Annotated in this window: 20 protein-coding genes; 10 read left to right on the forward strand and 10 right to left on the reverse strand. The window is 69.3% G+C overall.

The window, feature by feature from the left end; all coding sequences use genetic code 11:
• The first annotated feature begins 3 nt into the window (after positions 1-3).
• Complete coding sequence (locus FB475_RS11880) at positions 4-1,038, forward strand: hypothetical protein (RefSeq protein WP_141855316.1); 1,035 nt, start codon at positions 4-6, stop codon at positions 1,036-1,038.
• Positions 1,039-1,089: 51 nt separating this feature from the next.
• Here the strand turns inward: FB475_RS11880 and FB475_RS11885 are convergent, their stop codons facing one another.
• The 6 genes from FB475_RS11885 to FB475_RS11910 are packed head-to-tail and all read right to left on the reverse strand — an operon-like array spanning position 1,090 to position 5,538.
• On the reverse strand, positions 1,090-1,827 hold the full coding sequence (locus tag FB475_RS11885; protein ID WP_141855318.1) for an ABC transporter permease: 738 nt from the start codon (positions 1,825-1,827) through the stop codon (positions 1,090-1,092).
• Complete coding sequence (locus tag FB475_RS11890; RefSeq protein ID WP_141855320.1) at positions 1,824-2,546, reverse strand: ABC transporter ATP-binding protein; 723 nt, start codon at positions 2,544-2,546, stop codon at positions 1,824-1,826. The genes FB475_RS11885 and FB475_RS11890 overlap by 4 nt, the downstream gene beginning before the upstream one ends.
• 39 nt (positions 2,547-2,585) lie before the next feature.
• Positions 2,586-3,155, reverse strand: coding sequence for an HD domain-containing protein (locus FB475_RS11895; protein WP_141855322.1), 570 nt, complete (start codon positions 3,153-3,155; stop codon positions 2,586-2,588).
• Entirely contained in the window at positions 3,155-3,745 is a 591-nt protein-coding gene (locus tag FB475_RS11900; RefSeq protein WP_141855324.1) for a TetR/AcrR family transcriptional regulator, read from the reverse strand. Before FB475_RS11900 ends, FB475_RS11895 begins: the two co-directional genes overlap by 1 nt.
• A 7-nt stretch (positions 3,746-3,752) precedes the next feature.
• Positions 3,753-4,601 (reverse strand): sugar phosphate isomerase/epimerase family protein, encoded by an 849-nt coding sequence (locus FB475_RS11905; protein WP_141855326.1) that lies wholly within the window; start codon positions 4,599-4,601, stop codon positions 3,753-3,755.
• Positions 4,602-4,605: 4 nt separating this feature from the next.
• Positions 4,606-5,538 (reverse strand): Ppx/GppA family phosphatase, encoded by a 933-nt coding sequence (locus FB475_RS11910; RefSeq protein ID WP_141855328.1) that lies wholly within the window; start codon positions 5,536-5,538, stop codon positions 4,606-4,608.
• Between the two features lie 62 nt (positions 5,539-5,600).
• Here FB475_RS11910 and FB475_RS11915 point away from each other — a divergent pair, with 62 nt between their 5' ends.
• Entirely contained in the window at positions 5,601-6,341 is a 741-nt protein-coding gene (locus tag FB475_RS11915) for a DUF3109 family protein (RefSeq protein ID WP_141855330.1), read from the forward strand.
• Here the strand turns inward: FB475_RS11915 and FB475_RS11920 are convergent.
• Complete coding sequence (locus FB475_RS11920; RefSeq protein WP_141855332.1) at positions 6,334-7,260, reverse strand: NAD-dependent epimerase/dehydratase family protein; 927 nt, start codon at positions 7,258-7,260, stop codon at positions 6,334-6,336. The two genes, FB475_RS11915 and FB475_RS11920, sit on opposite strands and share 8 nt — an antisense overlap.
• A gap of 64 nt (positions 7,261-7,324) precedes the next feature.
• Between FB475_RS11920 and FB475_RS11925 the strand changes: the two genes are divergently transcribed.
• Positions 7,325-7,957, forward strand: a complete 633-nt coding sequence (locus FB475_RS11925; protein ID WP_141855334.1) for a VOC family protein — start codon at positions 7,325-7,327, stop codon at positions 7,955-7,957.
• A gap of 46 nt (positions 7,958-8,003) precedes the next feature.
• On the opposite strand, the gene FB475_RS11930 is transcribed toward FB475_RS11925, so the two are convergent.
• Positions 8,004-8,621 (reverse strand): TetR/AcrR family transcriptional regulator, encoded by a 618-nt coding sequence (locus tag FB475_RS11930; RefSeq protein ID WP_141855339.1) that lies wholly within the window; start codon positions 8,619-8,621, stop codon positions 8,004-8,006.
• A gap of 83 nt (positions 8,622-8,704) precedes the next feature.
• Here FB475_RS11930 and FB475_RS11935 point away from each other — a divergent pair, with 83 nt between their 5' ends.
• Entirely contained in the window at positions 8,705-9,259 is a 555-nt protein-coding gene (locus FB475_RS11935) for a DUF302 domain-containing protein (protein WP_238332104.1), read from the forward strand.
• Positions 9,256-10,710, forward strand: a complete 1,455-nt coding sequence (locus FB475_RS11940) for an amidase family protein (RefSeq protein WP_141855343.1) — start codon at positions 9,256-9,258, stop codon at positions 10,708-10,710. The genes FB475_RS11935 and FB475_RS11940 overlap by 4 nt, the downstream gene beginning before the upstream one ends.
• A 13-nt stretch (positions 10,711-10,723) precedes the next feature.
• Here FB475_RS11940 and FB475_RS11945 read toward each other — a convergent pair whose 3' ends face one another.
• Positions 10,724-12,112, reverse strand: coding sequence for a WS/DGAT/MGAT family O-acyltransferase (locus FB475_RS11945; RefSeq protein ID WP_141855345.1), 1,389 nt, complete (start codon positions 12,110-12,112; stop codon positions 10,724-10,726).
• A gap of 110 nt (positions 12,113-12,222) precedes the next feature.
• Entirely contained in the window at positions 12,223-13,650 is a 1,428-nt protein-coding gene (locus FB475_RS11950) for a beta-N-acetylhexosaminidase (RefSeq protein WP_141855347.1), read from the reverse strand.
• Positions 13,651-13,734: 84 nt separating this feature from the next.
• Between FB475_RS11950 and FB475_RS11955 the strand changes: the two genes are divergently transcribed.
• The 5 genes from FB475_RS11955 to disA all read left to right on the forward strand — a co-directional run bounded on the left by FB475_RS11955 (position 13,735) and on the right by disA (position 19,436).
• On the forward strand, positions 13,735-14,934 hold the full coding sequence (locus FB475_RS11955) for an MFS transporter (protein ID WP_238332105.1): 1,200 nt from the start codon (positions 13,735-13,737) through the stop codon (positions 14,932-14,934).
• A 3-nt stretch (positions 14,935-14,937) separates the two neighbouring features.
• Positions 14,938-15,633 carry a class I SAM-dependent methyltransferase gene (locus tag FB475_RS11960; protein ID WP_141855351.1) on the forward strand — a complete coding sequence of 232 codons (696 nt, stop codon included), beginning with the start codon at positions 14,938-14,940 and terminating at the stop codon, positions 15,631-15,633.
• Positions 15,634-15,704: 71 nt separating this feature from the next.
• Positions 15,705-17,105 (forward strand): DNA repair protein RadA, encoded by a 1,401-nt coding sequence (gene radA, locus FB475_RS11965; protein WP_141855353.1) that lies wholly within the window; start codon positions 15,705-15,707, stop codon positions 17,103-17,105.
• A 111-nt stretch (positions 17,106-17,216) separates the two neighbouring features.
• Positions 17,217-18,173, forward strand: a complete 957-nt coding sequence (locus FB475_RS11970; protein WP_141855355.1) for a beta-ketoacyl-ACP synthase III — start codon at positions 17,217-17,219, stop codon at positions 18,171-18,173.
• 168 nt (positions 18,174-18,341) lie between these two features.
• The gene (gene disA, locus FB475_RS11975) at positions 18,342-19,436 is read left to right on the forward strand and encodes a DNA integrity scanning diadenylate cyclase DisA (RefSeq protein WP_202878308.1); all 1,095 of its coding nucleotides are present in this window, start codon (positions 18,342-18,344) and stop codon (positions 19,434-19,436) included.
• The last annotated feature ends 49 nt before the right edge of the window (positions 19,437-19,485 follow it).

Genomic DNA, 19,485 nt, shown 5'->3' on the forward strand with positions numbered 1-19,485 from the left:
GAGATGGAAGACGTACGCGAAGTCAGCGCCGAGCTCCACAGGCTCGCCGCCGACGAACCCCTGGAGCCCTTCGACACCACCCGGATCCTGGAACGCGGCCGCCGTGGCAGGCGCCGCCGCCGGCTTCTCGGCGTCGGCGGGGCCGCGGCCGGCGTGGCTGCCGTGGCGCTCGTGGTCAGCCTCGTGCCCAACCTGACGGCGGCCGACAAGCAGCCGACCGTCGCGGGGAGTCAGCAGCACAGCGCACTGTTCGAGCCTGTCCCTGGCGTACCCAGCGGCGAGGACGGCGCCGATCAGCGGATCAGCAAGGAGGAGGCCACACGGCGGTGCGCGCTGCGGAATCCGCAGGAGCACCGGCAGCTGAGCGCGACGGGCGGCTTCCGGTCGGGCAGTCTGACGACGTACGACCTGAAGAACGGTGCCAAGGAGGCGCAGTGCATCATCCCGGGCGGCGACCGGCCCACGGCGGCGCTGGTCGCGGAGGTGCGGCGGCTGCCGGCGACCGCAGACGTCGCGGGGCAGTTGAAGATCTGCTCGGTGCTGGCCTGGGTCGACGTGACGAACTGGCAGGTCGTCGCCGTGGACCGCTCGAAGGCGCTCGGTCAGGCCGTCCTGGTCGCGGTGTCACCGTCCGGCCGCAAGGCGATGAGCTGCAACCTGTTGAACGACAAGACCCTGCTCGGCGGACCTGGCAGCACGAGGTTCCTGACGCTGACCGACATTCGGGGCGACGATCCGGCGCTCGACCCGGCCGACAAATCGGCACGTACCGACCTGTACGTGGCCGGCGGCGGTGGCGGGCCCTGCAGCACCGCCAACTGTTCGACGTACAACCTGACCGGCTGGGGACGGGTCGCCTCGAAGGACGCGACCGACGTCCGGCTGCGGATCGGCTCCGGGCCGGTGTACAAGGTCCCGGTCAGCAAGGGCGGATGGTTCGCGTTCACCTGGGTGAACACGTCGAGGTCCAAGCTGAGCGACCACCCGAAAGTCGCCGCGTACGACCGGTCCGGGAAGCTCGTCAAGACCTTCCAGTGACTGCTCGCCCGGGCCGGATCGCCGGCAACCGAAGCGATTCGGCCCGGGTCTTCAGGCAGTCCGGCGTTTGAGGGTGGCGGCACCCAGGCCGAGGGCGGCGAGGATGAAGCCGGCCACGACCAAGGTGTCGCCGCCCGTGCCGGTGGTCAGGTCGTTGCCTTTAGCAACTCCCAGGACGGCGTCGACCGCGTAGGACAGCGGCAGGATGTCGCTGATCGCGTGCAGCACCGACGGCAGCTGGTCGCGCGGGACGAACAGGCCGCAGAGCAGGATCTGCGGGATCATGATGGCCGGCATCATCTGCACGGCCTGGAACTCGGTGGCCGCGAATGCGCTGGCGAACAGCCCCAGGGCAGCACCCAGTACGCCGTCCAGTACGGCGACGACGCCCAGCTGCCAAGCAGCGCCCTTGATGTCCAAACCCAGCAAATACAAGGCGATCGACACCACGACCAGCGCCTGGACGACGGCGACCAGCGCGAACGCCAGCGCGTACCCGAGCAGGAAGTCCAGCTTGGACATCGGCATCGTGAACAACCGCGACAACGTGCCGCTGGAGCGTTCGCGCAGGGTCGTCACCGACGTGACCACGAACATGATGATCGACGGGAACACCGCGAGCAGCGGGCCACCGACCTGGTCGAAGACCGTCGGCTTGTCGTGGAACATCCACCACATCAGGCTGATGAAGAAGGCCGGCAGCAGGATCAGCATCGCCACCGTCCGGCCGTCCCGGCGCAGCTGGGCCAGCACCCTGGCCGCGATCGCGAACATCACCCGCGGAGTCATCGCGCCCCCGCCTTCCGCTCGATCAACGTGAGGAACGCCTGCTCGATGTCGGTGGTCCCGACCGAGTCGAGCAGCGCCTCGGGCGTCTCGTCGGCGAGCAGCTCGCCGTCCCGCATCAGCAGCAACCGGTCGCACCGCGACGCCTCGTCCATCACGTGACTCGACACGAGCAGCGTCGAACCGGCGTCGGCCAACTCGTGGAAGAGCGCCCACAAATCCCTGCGCAGCACGGGATCCAGGCCAACCGTTGGTTCGTCCAACACCAGCAGCTCAGGGCTGCCCAGCAACGCGACCGCCAGCGAGGCGCGCGAGCGTTGACCGCCGGACAGACTGTCCACCCGCGCGTCCGCGTGTCCGGTGAGGTCGACGGCGGCGATCACCCGATCCACCTCGGCCGCCGCGACACCGAGCACCGCGGCGAAGAAGCGGACGTTCTCCAGCACGGTCAGATCGCCGTACACACTCGGCTCCTGGGTCACGTACCCGATCCGGCCGCGCAGCTCGGCCGCGCCGGCGGGCAGCCCGAGCACCGAGATGTCGCCGGTGACGCGGTCCTGCAGACCGACGATCGCACGGATCAGCGTGGTCTTGCCGCACCCGGACGGCCCGAGCAGACCGGTCACACTGCCGGCCCGGAGGTCGAACCCGATCCCGTGCAGGACCTCCCGCGCACCGCGCACCACGACCAGGTCGTGGCAGCTCACCGCGTTTTTCATCATATGATGAATTTAGCTCGCAGCTCGCCGCGTAGCAAGAGTTCAGATGACCGCGTACCCGGTGGCGTCGCTGAGCGGGCCGAGCCGCGGGTCGCCGTACCGCGCCCGGAGGCCGGCGAACCGCCGGACCTTGTCCGCCCCGAACCGCCCGACCTCGGTCGCGTACGTGTCCGCCGACACGAACACCGGTGGCATCCGCTTGCTGTGGAACTTGTCGGCGTACATGACGAGCTCCTCCTCCGGCGTCCGCGGCAGGTAGTCGTCCACCGGGATCGGCAACCCCTGCCGGACCACGTCCTCCCGGGTGATGCCCATGCCGGTATGACACGAGGCGAACCGGCACAGCTCGACCGGATACCCGAGCGAGGCGAGCAGCTCGTGCCCGAGTACGCCGTGCCGTACGTACGCCGACGTCTCCAGCCGGTACACGCCGATGTCGTGCAGCAACGCCCCCGCCCGGACGAGATCGGTATCCACGTCGAGACGGTCGTAGAACTGCGCCGCCACGTCGGCGACCAGTTCGCAGTGCTCGTACACGAGGTCGAACGCCTCGCGACTCGGCGCGTACATGCGATGCAACTCGCGGATCTCCGCGTCGCCGGGGACCTGCATCAGCCGGTCAGATGTTGCTGCAGGACCGGCGCCAACCGGTCGATCAGCGTCTCGACGTCGACCGACGCGATCGGCTCCAGACCCACCAGGTACCGGACGATGGCAGCCCCGACCAGCTGCGTCGCGACCAGACCGACCCGCAGCCTGGCATCGGGTACGGCGAGCATCTGCGAGACCGGTACGACGATCATCTGGGTGATGCCTTCACGCATCATCCGGGCTACCTCGTCGCTGCTGAGCACGCTGCGGAACAGCGCCCGCATCCGCTGCTGGCCCTCCGCCGACTCCCAGATACCGAGGAACGCGGTCGCGATCCGGCGGCCGATCTCGTCCCGCGGGCCGTCGACGATGCGCGCCGCGATCATCCGCGGGTCCACCGGCAGCGCCAGCGCCTCGATGAACAGCTCGTCCTTGCTGTCGAAGTAGTGGTGCACGAGCGCCGCGTCGACACCGGCCTGCCGGGCGACGGCGCGCATCGAGGTAGCCTCGAAACCCTTGTCCGCAAAGGATTCCCGGGCCGCCTGGACGATCTCCCCGCGGGTGTCCGGGCCGCCCGGCCGGCGTCCCGGCGTCCGGCGTACCGGTGTCATCGGGCCGTCACGAGGTCAGCTCCGAGATCTCGCCCTCCGGGGTGACCGCGAACGGCGTCCGGCGCGACTTCACGAAGTGCCGGCGGGTGAACTCCAGCGACTCGACCAGGTCGACCTCGCGCTCGGAGCGGCTGGTCGCGCGCCGGGTGTTGATCTCGACGATGATGTGCCCACGGAAGTCCTGCCGGGCCAGTTCGTTCAGCAGGTCGGCGGCGCGCTGCGTGCCGCGGCCGGGGACCAGGTGCTCGTCCTTCGCGGAGCCGGTGCCGTCGGTGAGGTGTACGTGGGTGAGGCTCTTGCCCATCGTCGCCGCCAGCTCGACGCAGTCCTGCTCGGCCGTGGACGCGTGCGACAGGTCGAGCGTGGTGTGCGCGTACGTCTGCTCGGTCGGGTCCCAGCTCGGCGCGTACGCCTGCAGGTCCCGCCCCGGCGCGCGCCACGGGTACATGTTCTCGACGGCCAGCGTCACACCGGTCTCGGCCTCGAGCCGGGCGATGCCCTCGACGAACCCGCGCGCGTAGTCGCGCTGCCAGCGGAACGGCGGATGGACGACGACCACGTCCGCGCCCAGCTCCTTCGCCGCCTCGGCGCTGCGCTCGAGCTTGCTCCACGGGTCGGTACCCCAGACGCGCTGCATGATCAGCAGTGTCGGCGCGTGGATCGCCAGCACCGGCAGTTGGTGGTAGTCGATCAGCCGCTGGATCGCGTCGATCTGGGTGCTCAGCGGATCGATGCCGATCATCACCTCGACACCGTCGTACCCGAGCCGGGAGGCCAGCTCGAAACCGCTGGCGGTGGACTCTGGGTAGACGGAGGCGGTGGACAGGCCGATCTTCGCGGTCGTACGGGAGTTCATCGGTTCACCGGGGCTGCAGCTGGTCGAGCCTTGACAGGATGACACCCTCGCGGAGCGCCCACGGGCAGATCTCGAGCGCGGGCAGATCGAACAGGTCCATCACCGCGTCGGCGACCAGCGCGCCGGCGGTCAGCTGCGCGGAGCGGCCGGCCGAGACGCCGGGCAGCGCGGCCCGCTCGGCGGCCGACATCTTGGTCAGCTTCGGGATCCACTCGTTCAGGTCGTCCCGGTTCAGGGTGCGCGGCACGTACGGTCCGTCGGCGGACGGCGCGGCACCGGTGATCCGGGCGAGCGAGCGGAAGGTCTTGCTGGTGGCCACGGAACGCTGGGGCTTGCCGGCCCGCAGTACCGGACCGGCGACCGCGGCCAGCTCCATCCGGATCCGGCGGCGGAGTGCGCGCACCTCGTCCTTGGCCGGCGGGTCCGTGGTCAGGCTCTCGCGGGTCAGCCGGCCGGCGCCCAGCTGGACCGACTCCGCGACCGTCGGCTGCTCGTCCGATCCGGCCGCGATCTCCAGCGAGCCGCCGCCGATGTCGAACACCGCCAGCCGGCCGGAGGACCAGCCGAACCAACGACGGACGGCCAGGAACGTCAGCCGGGCCTCGTCCTCACCACTGAGCACCTCGAGGTGTACGCCGGTCTCGTTGCGGACGCGGTCCAGCACCTTCTCGCCGTTCGGCGCCTCGCGCAGCGCGGACGTCGCGAACGCGAGCACCGACTCGCAGCCCTTGTCCTCGGCGAGCTCGACGGCTTCCTTGGTGAACGCGATCAGCCCGTCGGCACCGGACTGGTCGATCTTGCCGTCCTTGTCGAGGTGCTCGGCCAGCCGCAGCTCGGTCTTGTGCGAGTACGCCGGGAGTGGCGCGGCACCACGATGCGCGTCCACCACGAGCAGGTGGACGGTGTTGGATCCCACGTCGAGTACGCCGAGCCGCATACCCTCACGCTACTGGACAACCGGAGTATCGGTGTGTTCGCGGTTGCGCGTAGGCTTTCCAGGTGCCTGAGGTTTCTCTCGACTTTCCCCGTGCCTGGGTCGAGTTCGTCGACCCCGACGACTCCGACCAGGTCTTCCGCTGCGACCTGACCTGGCTGACGTCCAACTGGTCCTGCATCTTCGGTGGCGGCTGCCAGGGGATCTACAAGGGCCGTCCGAACGACGGCTGCTGCACGCTCGGTGCGCACTTCTCCGACGCCGACGACGAGAAGCGCGTGAAGAAGTACGCCAAGGAGCTGTCCAAGGACGACTGGCAGTTCCGCAAGGAGGGCCGGACCAACGGTTGGGTCGAGACCGACGACGAGGGTGAGCGCAAGACCCGGGTCTGGGACGGTGCCTGCATCTTCCTGAACCGCCCGGGGTTCGCCGGCGGCGCCGGCTGTGCGCTGCACGGGCTGGCACTCAAGCGCGGCGTGCACTTCGTCGAGACCAAGCCGGACGTGTGCTGGCAGCTGCCGATCCGGCGGACGTTCCGCGAGGTCGAGCGCCCGGACGGCACGTCGTACACCGAGGTCGGCATCGGGGAGTACGACCGCCGCGGCTGGGGCCCCGGCGGTCACGACCTCGACTGGTACTGCACGGGCAACACCGAGGCCCATATCGCGGTCGAGCCGGTGTTCGAGTCGAGCAAGGTCGAACTGCAGACGCTGATGGGTCTCAAGGCGTACGACGTACTCGCCGCGCTGTGCCGCCAGCACCTGGACGCGGCGCGGCCGTTGCTGCCGCACCCAGCTTCTAAGTGAGCGCCTTGATCCCGGCCAGCGCGGCCTCGAAGGCGGAGTAGCGCGGACGGTAGCCGAGGAGTCTGGCCGCCTTCTCCATGGAGCAGTTGGGGCTGTGGAGGATGTGGTCGTGGGTGGTCTGCGCGTTGGGGTTGTCCTTCGCCCATTCCTCCCACGGGTGGTAGGTCAGGTTGGCCTCGTGGCCGTACCAGGCCGAGAGCTGCTCGGCGTACCCGCGGAGCGTGATCGCGTCACTGGCGACCGCGTGGAAGTTCTCTCCGATCGCGGTGGCGCGGCTGGTGATGGCCGCGGTGAAGAGACTTGCGACGTCCTCGGCATGGACCGGGTTGATCGTCTCCAGGCCGAAGTTGGGGAGCTGGAGCTCCTCGCCCTTGGCCAGGGTGTCGTAGACGGCGCGGTCGAAGTTGCCGGCGGGGTTGATCGGCGTCCAGCCGGGACCGCAGATGTGACCGGGGTGGATCACCGTGACCGGGAGGCCGGTCCGTCGTGCCTCGGCGAGCAGGTACTTCTCGATCGCGGCCTTCTGGATCCCGTAGTCACCCCAGGGGCGGCGCGGGGCGTCTTCCGTGGTCGGCACGGTAACACTCGGTCCGTGCACCCAGATCGTGCCGCAGTGCAGGAAGTGCTGGACGTTTCCCCGGATGGCCTCGGTGAGCTGCCGAGCACTGTCCTCGGTGAAACAGATCAGGTCCACGACGATGTCGGGCTCGAGCTCCGCCACCCGCCGGCCGAAGGTGCCCGCGGCATCTTCCGCCTCCCGGTCCACCTGGATCCGGTCGACCTTGTCCCAGGCGGCGTCAGGCTGGTACGCCGTACGCTCGCCGCGGCTGAGCACCGTGACGTCGTGGCCCAGCTGAACCAGCTGCGGAACGAGATAGGTGCCGATATGTCCGGTACCACCGATGACGACTGTGCGCATGGGTCGAGCGTAGCGACACACCCTTGTACAACTTCTGTCGGTGGGGGCGGTAAGAATGGCTGCCATGCGTCTGGATCATCTGTCGTACGCGTGCGGGCCGGATGGCTGCGGAGCCACGATCGAGCGGCTGTCCGCGCTGCTCGGTGCTGAGTTCGTGGACGGCGGGGTGCATCCACGGTTCGGCACGGTGAACCACATCCTCCCGCTGGAGAACGACCGGTACATCGAGGTCGTCGACGTGCTCGACCACCCCGCGTCGGACAAGGCGCCGTTCGGGCAAGCGGTCCGGGCCCGCAAGGAGCTCGGCGGCGGCTGGCTCGGCTGGGTCGTCGAGGTCACCGACATGGAGGCGATGGAGAAGCGCCTCGGCCGGCAGGCGGTGCCCGGCAACCGGCACCGGCCGGACGGGGTGAACCTGACCTGGCGGCAGATCGGCGTCAAGGGCCTGATCGCGGACCCGCAGCTGCCGTTCTTCATCCACTGGGACGACCTCGGCCAGCACCCGTCGATCGGCGGCAAGGACATCAAGCTGACCGGCCTGGAGATCGCCGGCGACCCGACCCGCGTCACCGACTGGATCGGCCACCCCGCCGACCACCTCCTCGACGACCTAGACGTCACCTGGGCCGGCCCCAACGGCCAACCCGGCCTAGTAGCCGCCACCTTCCAAACCCCCAACGGCCCCGTCCGCCTCTGAGAACGGCCCCACGCGCCGTCTTCTTGAACTGTTGACGCGACGGTTTTCAGGCCGGTGAGGTTGCGCCGATCGCGTTGTCGATCAGTGCGACTGCTAGAGCGCCCGCATCGTCGAACGGCTGGGGGTCGTTGAGGGAGGTGGCGAGGGCGCGGGCGCCTTCGAAGAGGACAGCGAGGCGGCGTCCTAGTTCCTCGGGGTCGCCGGCTCCGGCGGCCTGCGCCGTGGCGATGAGGCTCGCGGTCAGCTCCCGCTTGTGGCGTTCGACGAAGGCAGCGGCTTCCGGCATGCCCCCCGCCGCCTCGACCGCCGTGTTGTGGAACGGACACCCGCGCAGCACCGGCCCCGCCGGATCGGCCGGCGCCGAGAACAGCGCGATCAACCGGTCGCGGGGCGGGAGATCGTCGCGCGTGAGCACGGTCTCGATCTCGGCCGGCCCGTCCGGATCGGACTCGAGCCGTTCCAGATACGCGCTGATCAGTGCTTCCTTGCTCGGGAAGTGCTGATACAGGGTGCGGGTGGAAACCTGCGCGACCTCGGTCACCTTCGCCACCCCGGTCGCATGGATGCCGTCGCGAGCAAAGAGTTCGACGGTCGCTTTCAGGATGCGTTCTCGCGCCCCGCGCCCGCCACGCTTCGTCGACGCGGCCTCCGGTGTCACGTTCATCACTAAAGTATAGCGATCACTGTACTTCGCGGTCAACCACCGCTACAGTCCAAAGTACAGTGATCGCTTTACTTGAAGAGGAAGTGAGCAGACGCATGTCCGACCACACAGCAATCGCCGTACCGCACCAGGTCGTCCGCTGGTCGATCGACACCGGCACATCGTTCGAGGACTTCCGCAACCGGTACGAGGCAGCGGTACCCGTTCTGGACCTGCCCCGCCTGGATCAACTACGAGCCGACCGCGCCGACTGGAACACGGTGCTCGAGGCGGCCGCGGAGAACGCTCCGCACGGCTTCCTGCGGTTCTGGAGTACCGACGTCGGCGCCACGATGCAGCTCGCCGGCAACGCGGGCGACTGCGCCACGTACCTGATGGGCAACCACACCATCGCGGAGCAGATGTACCGCCACGACCCTGCCGTGATGCTCTACGCGCCCTTGCGAACGGCGATCCACCGCGACGCCGAGGGCACCGTCCGATTCTCGATCGACCAACCCAGCACACGCTTCTCGAGTTTCGGCAACCCAGCCATCGCCGCTGTCGGAGAAGAGCTCGACCGCAAGGTCATCCACTTGCTCAAGATCCTCGACGTCCCGGTCTCCGACGCCCTGTTCACGGACGGAGTACGCCGGTGACCCACACCGACCCCTCGGCCATTCCCAGCAGCAACAGGCAGTTGACGGAGCTCGGTGTCGCGGCGGCTGCCGCCGCGATCCGTCGCGGCGACATCACCGCGGAGTCGTACGCCGCCGCGCTCCTCGATCAGGCACGCGCACAGTCCGCGATCCACTCGTTCGCCACCATCGACGAGTCGTCGGTACTCGCTGCCGCTTCCGCCGCGGACAAGGCACGCGCGGCCGGAGCGACCGCCCCTCTGCTCGGAGTACCGCTGGGAGTTAAGGACAGCTATCAAACCAAGGACCTACCAACGTCTCTCGGTCTCCGCTCGCTCAAGGATTTCGTCCCCCCAACCGAGGCCGAGGTCGTCACGGCAATCAAGGGCGCAGGCGCGATCGTGTTCGGCAAGAACAATCTCGTCGAGATGTCGTACGGCGTCACCGGCCACAATGCCGAGTACGGGCAGGTACTGAACCCGTACAACCACGAGCATCTGACCGGCGGCTCCTCCAGCGGCTCCGCGGCATCCGTCGCTGCGCGAATGGTCCCGGCATCCTTCGGCGGCGACACCGTGGGTTCCATCCGGATCCCGGCCGCGCTCAACGGCGTCGTGGGCTACAAGCCGACGACAGGCAGGTGGCCGCGCGGCGGCGTCGCCCCGATCTCCCACGTCCTCGACACCACGGGACTTCTTGCGCGCCACGTCGAAGATGTACTCCTCATCGACCAGGTCGTCACCGGCCGGCTCGACGGCCCCAGCGTGGCGCGGCCGGACTTCAGCAGAACGCGGCTCGCCTACGCCCCCAAGCACCACTTGGCCCTGGTGGATCCGGAGGTCGAGCGACTGTTCCACGAAACCGTGTCCCGGATCCGCGAAGCAGGTGCCGAAGTAGTCGAAGTCGACCTCGGTGACGACTTCACCGAGTTGGCCGATCGCACCGCGTGGAACCTCTTCCTCCGCGACACCTATGAAGCGATTTCCGCCTTCCTCGCCGAGAACGGCTACCCGGTGTCGGTCGACGACATCTATCAGTCGCTCAAGCCACAGTTGCACGACGTGTGGAGCACGGTCGTCGTTCCCGGGAGCCCCGGGTACCTCTCGGACGAGGGCCGCGCAACCACTGTCGGCGTAGACCGCCCCGCCCTCCAGCGCCGCTTCGCCCAGGTCTTCGAACGCGAGGGCATCGACGCCCTGATCTTCCCCACGACGCCCGCGCCGGCCCCACGCATCGCAGACCAGTGGGTGTTCACTGTCGCCGGCCAGCAGGTGGAGCACCTGTTCCTCGCGAAGAACACTGTTCCGGCCAGCGGCGCCGGCCTCCCGGGCATCAGCCTCCCGGCCGGACTGACCAAGGCCGGCCTGCCCGTCGGGATCGAACTCAACGGACCCTGCAACCACGACCAGGAACTGTTGGCACTGGCCCTGCAGGTCGACAGCGTCCTGCCGCCACTGCCGTCTCCGGTCTGACCGGCGAGCCCGATCAGTGGATGTTCTCGAGTTCGCTCAGAGAGGTTTCGAGGTGGGTGAGTAGGCGTTGGAGGTGTGGGACGGTGCGGCGGCAGCCGACCAGGCCGAAGTGGAGTTGGTGGGCGTAGCTGGTGACGCTGATGTTCAGCGCCTGGCCGTTCATGACGATGCTCGCGGGGTAGAGCCCGAGCAGGCGCGAGCCGTTCCAGTACAGCGGGCTCTGCGTCGGGCCGGGGACGTTCGAGATGACGAGGTTGTACGGCGGCGCCGTACGGCCGGCCACTCCCGGCAGGACCGCACCGGGCCCGGCGACGGCGAAACCGAGCGCGCCGACGACGAGGTTCTGGAGCGGGGTGAGGCCGGACAGGACGCTCTTCGCCTGGGCGGTCGACGCCATGATCCGGCGGATGCGCTGCTCCGGGTCGGACAGGTCGGTGGCGAGGTCGGCGATCAGCGTGGCGAGCGAGTTCCCGCCGCCCGGGCCGGTGTCCTTGGTGCGGAGGTTGACCGGAACCATCGCGGTGAGCGACTTGTCCGGCAGTGCGTTCTGCTCGAGCAGATAGTTGCGCAGGGCCCCTGAACACATCGCCAGCAGTACGTCGTTCAACGTCGCCCCGGTGATCGCCCGTACCTTCTCCAACCGCTCGATCGCCCAGGACTGCGCCGCGAACCGCCGGGCCCCCGTCACCGTCTGGTTGAACACCGTCCGAGGCGCCCGAAACGGCATCGTCGAACGCAGCAAGCTGTTCAACCCGGCGACCGGGAGCCCGGCGAGGCCGGCGGCGGTCTTCAGAGCGTCACCCGGCATTCGGGTCAACGTCGGCAGCCATCCACTCCCCGGCACCGGCTCGAGCGGTTCCGGCGGTACGGCGTAGGTGGCGGGCATGTGCATACGTGCGGGATCCGTGCTGAGGGTTCGTTGCATCAGGCGGAGGGCGGTGACGCCGTCCAGCAGCGCGTGGTGGATCTTGCTGTAAACGGCGAAGCGGCGGCCCTCGACACCTTCGATCAGGTGCATTTCCCACAGCGGGCGATGGCGGTCGAGCAGGGTGCCGTGCAAGCGGCTGGTGAGTTCGAACAGTTCTCGGTATCGCCCGGGACGCGGTAACGCCGACAGCCGGACGTGGTACTCGAGGTCGACCTCGTCATCCTGTTCCCACGACCAGTACCCGAGGTCGACCGCCCGGTTCCGAACCCGCCGCGCGAACAGCGGGTTCACCTCCGGCGCCGCGAGCAGCTCCTGGTACAGCCGCGAGACGAACTCCCGCGAACTCTCCGGGAACACCTGATCCCGCCCGGCGCCCTCCGGCAGTTCGAACAGCATCAACCCACCGACATGCATCGGCTGCTCCCGCGACTCCCCGCCCAGGAACATCGCATCCAGCGGCCCTACAGCGGTCATCCGCGCGCGCCTCCGCTCCCGACCCGGCCCCCCATCCCTTGCCATGCTTGCCAGGCCCGGCCGGGTCGTCTACCCCTTCTAACAGGGCTGAGGGAGATTTTGTTATCCCCTCAGCTATCCAGCGGCCGGTAGTTCACCCCGAGCTTCTCGATCCGCTTGAGGTGCGGGCGAAGCCGGCCCAGGAACTCGTCGTACGACACCTTCGGCGAGCCCCACGCCCGCTCGGCGAACGCCGACAGCCGCGGCAGCAGCATGTACCCGACCTGCTCCGGCCCTTCCATGTACTCGGTCCAGATCTGGCACTGGGTCCCGATGATCAGCTCCTGCTCAGCCTCCGACAGCGCCGCCGGGATCACCTCGAAGTCGTACACCTTCTCCAGCGTGATGTTGCCCCCGATCGCGAGCGGCTCGGTCGCCGGATCGCCTTGGTAGTAGTCGAAGTACACCGACTCGCACGGCGCCATCACGACCTCGTGGCCGGCCTTCGCCGCCACCACACCGCGCTCGGCGCTCCGCCACGCCATGATCACCGCGTCCTTCGGGCAGTCGGTCTCGACCATCTCGTCCCACCCGACCAGCCGGCGCCCCTGCTCGGCCAGCACCTCCGCGACCTGCGCGGTGAACCACCCCTGCAGCTGTCCCGGCTCGCCGAGGCCGAGCTCGGCCTGCCGCTTCTGCGCCGCGTCCGATTCCGCCCACTGCACCGACGGGCACTCGTCTCCACCCAGGTGCACGTACGGCGAGGGGAAGATGTCCAGCACCTCCCGGAGCACGGTCTTCACGAACTCGACCGTCGCGTCGTTGACGTTCAGCACGTCCTCGCTGATCCCCCAGTAAGGCCGGACGGTGAGCTGCTGGTCCGGGTGGTTCCCGAGCTCCGGGTACGCCGCGATCGCCGCCTGCATGTGCCCCGGCAGGTCGATCTCCGGTACGACGGTGATCCCGCGCTCGGCCGCGTACGCGACGATCTCGCGGAGGTCGTCCTTGGTGTAGAACCCGCCGTGCCGGATCCCGTCGTAGGTGAACTCGGTCTGGCCGTGCGACATCTTCCCGACCATGGTGTGCTCGCGCCACGCCCCGACCTCGGTGAGCCGCGGGTACGCCTCGATCTCGACCCGCCAGCCCTGGTCGTCGGTGAGGTGGAAGTGCAGCACGTTCAGCCGGTGCAGAGCCAGTACGTCGATGACGTTCCGGACGAACTCCTTCGGCATGAAGTGCCGGGCGACGTCGAGCATCATCCCGCGCCAGCCGAACCGCGGCGCGTCCGCGACGTGCGCCAGCGGTACGGCGACCTGCCCGTCGCCGGCGTCCTCGGCGGCCTCGACGAGCTGCGCGTACGTCGTCTCCGCGTGCCGCAGCGCGTCCTCGGAGCCGGCCGTCAGGCGCGCGCCGTCGGTGCCGATGTCGATCCGGTACTCGGTGGCGTCGAGGTTCTCGACGACGTCCCGGACGGCGTCGGCGACCGGGTCGGCGGTGACCCACCGGCCCTCGTCGACGGTGAGTTCACGCGGGGCAGGAACGATCGCGATGTCGGACATCCGGACTCCAGGGGAAGGACATGGATTTATGTCAGGACGATTCTATAAGCCGCTTCCCTGTCAGGTTCATGAGAGGGTTTGCCCGTGACGAGCGAGCGGCAGCGGACAACTCTGCGGGTTCTGGTGGCCAGCAACGCGCTCGGTGGCGTCGCCACCGCCAGCGGCTTCGCGGTAGCGGCCCTTCTCGCCGAGAACGTCTCCGGCTCCACCTCACTCGCCGGACTGGTAGCCACGTCCACCACACTAGGCGCCGCCATTCTCGCCGTACCTCTCGCAGGACTGGCGCGTACCCACGGTCGAAGGGTTTCGCTGTCGGTCGGCTATCTGATCGCGTTCCTCGGCGCCGGTTTGACCATCCTCGCCGCACAGATCGGTTCACTCGCGCTGCTGCTGGCGGCAGGCTGCCTGTTCGGCAGCGGCTCAGCCTCCAACCTCCAGTCGCGGTACGCCGCCACCGACGCGGCAGAGCCCAGCCGGATCGCCCGCTCGCTCGGCCTGGTCGTCTGGGCCACCACGATCGGCGTGATCGTCGGCCCGAACCTCACCGGCGTCGGTGGCTCCATCGGTACGTCCCTGGGCCTCCTGTCGCTGGCCGGTCCGTACGTGTTCTCCGTGGTCGCCTTCGGCCTCAGTGCGGCCACGGTCTGGCTCGGGATGCGCAGCCAGGTACGCCCGGCGAAGGTGGAGCGCCAGCCGCTCGCCCAGACGTTCCGCCAGGTTGTCAGCATCCCCCACGCCCGCCTCGGCCTGCTGGCGATCGCCACGGCCCATGCGGTGATGGTCGGAGTCATGTCGATGACGTCGGTACATCTACGGCATCACGGTGCTTCGCTGACCATCGTCGGCTTCGTCATCAGCGGTCACGTGGCCGGCATGTATGCCCTGTCTCCACTGACCGGCTGGCTGGCCGACCGGCTCGGCCGCATCCCCACGATCGGTATAGGCCTCGGCATCCTGGCCATCGCGATGACCCTGGCCGCAGTAGCCCCCGACGACGCTCACGCGCTGACAGGGCTCGCGCTGTTCACGCTGGGCCTCGGCTGGTCCGCCTGCTTGGTCGCGGGCTCCACGCTGCTGTCGCGGTCGGTACCCGACGAGATCCGTACCTCGGCCCAGGGCCTGTCCGACCTCACGATGGGCGTCCTGGCTTCGCTTTCGGGCACAGCCGCCGGTCCGGTCCTCGCTTACCTCGGCTTCCACTGGCTGGCCGTCTTCTGCGGCATCCTCCTCGTCCCGGCGGCACTGCTCGCCGCTACCACCAAGCAGGTCGTGGCTAGGGTCTGACAGGTGAGCATCGCGGAGGGCGGGATCCCGAGCCCGAACATCTGGCACCACCCGAAGGTGTACGAGATCGAGAACCGGGCGGTCGATCCGAACGGCGTGATCGAGCCGGCGATGCGGGCGATCCGGGACTGGGCCGGCGCGACGGTGCTCGACATCGGCTGCGGCACCGGGTTCTACCTGCCGATGTTCGCGGCGACGGCGGCCCGGGTGATCGGCGTCGAGCCGCACGGCGGCCTCGCGGAGGCGGCGCGACGGCGTACCCGGGCATTGCCGAACGTCGAGGTACGGCAGGGGTCGGCGCAGCGGTTGCCGGTACCGGACTCCTCGGTGGACGTGATGCACGCACGCTGGGCGTACTTCTTCGGACCGGGCTGTGAACCCGGGCTGGCCGAGCTGGACCGGGTGATGCGCCGCGGCGGGACGGCGTTCGTGATCGACAACGACGGGACCCGGTCGACGTTCGGGCAGTGGTTCAGTACGTCGTATCCGATGATCAAGCCGGACGTGGTGGAACGGTTCTGGACCGACCGCGGCTGGCACCGGACACGGCTCGACATGGGCTGGCGCTTCGAGACCCGCGCCGACCTGGAGGCCGTGGTGAAGATCGAGTTCACCCCGAAGGACGCGAAGCGGATCCTCCAATCGCACACTGGCGTCGAGGTCGACTACGCCGTCAACCTGTGGAGCCGCGGCTACTGAGTCGCAGCTCTTCGGCCAGGCCAGAACGCGCCTTCAGGCGTTTTGTCGGCGGCCTCAAATAGGTTGTCTGCATGGCGAAATCGGCGACTCAGACCAAGGGCAAGCCGGCGTACGCGTGCTCGGAGTGTGGCTGGACCTCGGCGCGCTGGATCGGCCGGTGCGGCGAGTGCCAGGCGTGGGGCACGGTCGCCGAGGTCGGTGCGCCGAAGGCTGCCCGGATCACGGCCGGGCCGGTGACCTCGCCGGCCATGCCGATCGCCAAGGTGTCCGCGATCGAGGCCGAGTCCCGCCCGACCGGTATCGGCGAGCTGGACCGCGTGCTCGGCGGCGGCGTCGTACCGGGTGCGGTGATCCTGCTCGCCGGTGAGCCGGGCGTCGGCAAGTCCACGCTGCTGCTCGAGGTCGCGGCACAGTCCGCGCGCGGCGGGCAGCGCACGCTGTACGTGTCCGGTGAGGAGTCGGCCGCCCAGGTCCGGCTGCGCGCCGGGCGGACGGACGCGCTCGTCGACGACCTGTACCTGGCGGCCGAGACCGATCTCGGCGCGGTGGTCGGGCAGGTCGACGCGGTCGAGCCGTCGTTCCTGGTGATCGACTCGGTGCAGACCATGGCGCATCCGGAGGCCGACGGTGCCCCGGGTGGCGTCACCCAGGTCCGTGAGGTGACCGGCGCGCTGGTCCGGCTCGCGAAGGAGCGGCACATCGCGGTCGTCCTGGTCGGCCACGTCACGAAGGACGGCGCGATCGCCGGGCCGCGGATGCTCGAGCACCTGGTCGACGTCGTGCTGGCGTTCGACGGCGACCGGCACTCCGGGTTCCGGATGGTGCGCGCCACCAAGAACCGGTTCGGCCCGTCCGACGAGGTCGGCTGCTTCGACATGGTCGACACCGGCATCGTCGAGGTCACCGACCCGACCGGGCTGTTCGTCTCCGAGCACGCCGAGCCGGTCGCAGGCACGTGCGTCACCGTGATGATGGAGGGCCGCCGCCCGCTGCTGGCCGAAGTACAGGCCCTCGTCGGTCCCTCGGCCGCGCCGCAGCCGCGGCGGACGACGTCCGGGCTGGAGTCGTCACGGGTCGCGATGGTGCTGGCCGTGCTGGGCAACCGGGCCGGGCTGAAGCTGACCGACCAGGAGGTGTACGTCGCGACCGTCGGTGGGGTGAAGATCGCCGAACCGGTCGCGGACCTGTCGGTGGCGATCGCGGTCGCCTCGTCGGTGATGGACAAACCGATCCACCCCGGCCTGGTCGCGATCGGCGAGGTCGGCCTGGCCGGCGAGGTGCGCCGGGTCGGCGGGCTGGAGAAGCGGCTCGCGGAGGCGGCCCGGCTCGGGTTCACCAAGGCGATCATCCCGGCCGACGTGCCGAACCGCAGCCGTGAGGCGAAGCCGATGGACATCCAGAAAAAGTACGGCCTGCGAACCTTCGCCGCCCCGGACCTCCGCTCGGCCCTGAGCGCCGCCGGGTTGGCCTAGACCTGCTTGTGTTCCTTGCCACAGGTGTGAGACGGGGATCAACAGCGACTGGTCCGGGAACGTAGTCTGGGTGCGCCCCCACGCCGCCGGACGACCCGCAGGAGCAGGTAGATGACCGGATCAAGAGTTGTCGCGCTCGGCCACTACCAGCCCGAGCGGGTGCTCACCAACGACGAGCTCGCCACGATGGTGGAGACCAACGACGAGTGGATCCAGAGCCGGGTCGGCATCCGGGAGCGCCGGATCGCGGCCCCGGACGAGTCGGTCGACGAGATGGCCTGGCGGGCCGCCGCCAAGGCGATCGCGAACGCCGGCCTGGACGTCACCGAGATCGACTACGTGATCGTCGCCACCTGCACCGCGATCGACCGGTCGCCGAACATCGCCGCCCGGGTGGCGGCCCGGCTCGGCCTCGGCAACCCGGCCGCGATCGACCTGAACACCGCCTGCTCCGGCTTCGCCTACGCGCTGGCGACCGCGGACCAGGCGATCCGCGCCGGTGCCGCGACCAAGGCGGTCGTGATCGGCGTCGAGAAGCTCAGCGACTGGACCGACTGGACCGACCGCACCACCTGCGTGCTGATCGGCGACGGCGCCGGCGCGGCCGTCCTGGTCGCCGACGAGACCGCTGACGCCGACGGGGTCGCGGGCGTCGGCCCGGTGGTCTGGGGTTCGGTGCCGGAGATGTCCGACGCGGTCCGGATCGAGGGCCGCGAGGGCCCGTTCCAGCAGGAAGGCCTGAGCGTCTTCCGCTGGGCCACCACGCAGCTGCCCGAGATCGCCCAGCAGGTCTGCGCGAAGGCCGGCCTGAAGCCCGGGGAGCTCGGCGGCGTCGTCCTGCACCAGGCGAACCTGCGGATCATCGAGCCGCTCGCGAAGCGCCTCGGCGCGGTCAACGCGGTGGTCGCCAAGGACGTCGTGGAGTCCGGCAACACCTCGGCCGCGAGCATCCCGATCGCACTGTCGAAGCTGGTCGAGAAGCGCGAGATCCCGTCCGGCGCGCCGGTGCTGTTGTTCGGATTCGGCGGCGGTCTTTCGTACGCCGGCCAGGTCATCCGCTGCCCCTGACACGGCAGCGGTCGTCGCGTCGTACGCGGGAAATGCTTGTCGCACGGTCCGATGCACGAGCGGGTGCACGCGCACCTGCACACGTGTGCCGGACCACGCGGACCGGACCGGGCTGGACCGCGGATATCGGCACACCTGGCTGCTCGTAACCGCATAGACTCAGGTTTCGTGGCGGCGAACACGGACAAGAACAACACCGGCGCCCGGCTGCGGGCGACGCTGGCAGCGGTCGCTCCCGGGACCGAACTGCGCGAAGGACTGGAACGGATCCTGCGGGGCCGGACCGGCGCACTGATCGTGCTCGGGCACGACAAGGCCGTGGACGCGATCTCCACCGGCGGTTTCGAGATCGACGTCGAGTTCACCGCGACCGGGCTGCGGGAGCTCAGCAAGATGGACGGCGCGATCGTCCTCGACCGGGATGCCACCCGGCTGATCCGCGCGGCCGTGCACCTGATGCCGGACCCGGCGATCCCGACCCAGGAGACCGGCACCCGGCACCGCACCGCCGACCGCGTGCACCGGCAGACCGGGTTCCCGGTGATCTCGGTGTCGCAGTCGATGCACATCATCGCGCTGTACGTCGACGACCAGCGCTACGTGCTCGAGGACTCCGGCGCGATCCTGTCCCGCGCGAACCAGGCGCTCGCGACGCTGGAGCGCTACAAGCTCCGCCTCGACGAGGTGTCCGGCACACTGTCCGCGCTGGAGATCGAGGACCTGGTCACGGTCCGGGACGTCGCCGCGGTCGCGCAGCGGCTGGAGATGGTCCGCCGGATCGCCACCGAGATCGACGGGTACGTCGTCGAGCTCGGGACCGACGGCCGGCTGCTCACGCTGCAGCTGAACGAACTCGTCGCGGGCGTCGCCGGCGAACGCGAACTGGTGGTCCGCGACTACCTCCCGCCGGCCACCGGGCGGCGCGCCAAGACGGCCGACGACGTCCTGCTCGAGCTCGACGCGGTCAGCGCCACCGACCTGCTGGACATCGGCCAGGTCGCCCGCGCGCTGCAGCTCGGCGGCGCCGAACAGCTCGACGCGGCGGTGACGCCGCGCGGCTACCGGCTGCTGGCCAAAGTGCCGCGGTTGCCGGGTGCCGTGATCGACCGGCTGATCGACCACTTCGGCCACCTGCAGAAGTTGCTGGCGGCAAGCATCGACGACCTGCAGACGGTCGAGGGCGTCGGCGAGAACCGCGCCCGCACGGTTCGCGAGGGCCTGTCCCGGCTGGCCGAGTCCAGCATCCTGGAACGCTACGTCTAGCTACCCGCAGTCACCAGACGCCTCCGGTTCGTGAAAGAGCCGGAGGCGT

It is taken from the genome of Kribbella jejuensis (assembly GCF_006715085.1).
In the GTDB taxonomy this organism is placed as follows: Bacteria; Actinomycetota; Actinomycetes; order Propionibacteriales; family Kribbellaceae; genus Kribbella; species Kribbella jejuensis.

Coding starts and splice junctions, on each gene's coding strand:
- FB475_RS11970 (WP_141855355.1), top strand. CDS start 17,217: ATGACCGGATCAAGAGTTGTCGCGCTCGGCCACTACCAGCCCGAGCGG.
- FB475_RS11930 (WP_141855339.1), bottom strand. CDS start 8,621: ATGAACGTGACACCGGAGGCCGCGTCGACGAAGCGTGGCGGGCGCGGG.
- FB475_RS11905 (WP_141855326.1), bottom strand. CDS start 4,601: ATGAACTCCCGTACGACCGCGAAGATCGGCCTGTCCACCGCCTCCGTC.
- radA (WP_141855353.1), top strand. CDS start 15,705: ATGGCGAAATCGGCGACTCAGACCAAGGGCAAGCCGGCGTACGCGTGC.
- FB475_RS11895 (WP_141855322.1), bottom strand. CDS start 3,155: ATGCAGGTCCCCGGCGACGCGGAGATCCGCGAGTTGCATCGCATGTAC.
- FB475_RS11885 (WP_141855318.1), bottom strand. CDS start 1,827: ATGACTCCGCGGGTGATGTTCGCGATCGCGGCCAGGGTGCTGGCCCAG.
- FB475_RS11950 (WP_141855347.1), bottom strand. CDS start 13,650: ATGTCCGACATCGCGATCGTTCCTGCCCCGCGTGAACTCACCGTCGAC.
- FB475_RS11945 (WP_141855345.1), bottom strand. CDS start 12,112: ATGACCGCTGTAGGGCCGCTGGATGCGATGTTCCTGGGCGGGGAGTCG.
- FB475_RS11925 (WP_141855334.1), top strand. CDS start 7,325: ATGCGTCTGGATCATCTGTCGTACGCGTGCGGGCCGGATGGCTGCGGA.
- FB475_RS11920 (WP_141855332.1), bottom strand. CDS start 7,260: ATGCGCACAGTCGTCATCGGTGGTACCGGACATATCGGCACCTATCTC.
- FB475_RS11900 (WP_141855324.1), bottom strand. CDS start 3,745: ATGACACCGGTACGCCGGACGCCGGGACGCCGGCCGGGCGGCCCGGAC.
- FB475_RS11910 (WP_141855328.1), bottom strand. CDS start 5,538: ATGCGGCTCGGCGTACTCGACGTGGGATCCAACACCGTCCACCTGCTC.
- FB475_RS11890 (WP_141855320.1), bottom strand. CDS start 2,546: ATGATGAAAAACGCGGTGAGCTGCCACGACCTGGTCGTGGTGCGCGGT.
- FB475_RS11880 (WP_141855316.1), top strand. CDS start 4: ATGGAAGACGTACGCGAAGTCAGCGCCGAGCTCCACAGGCTCGCCGCC.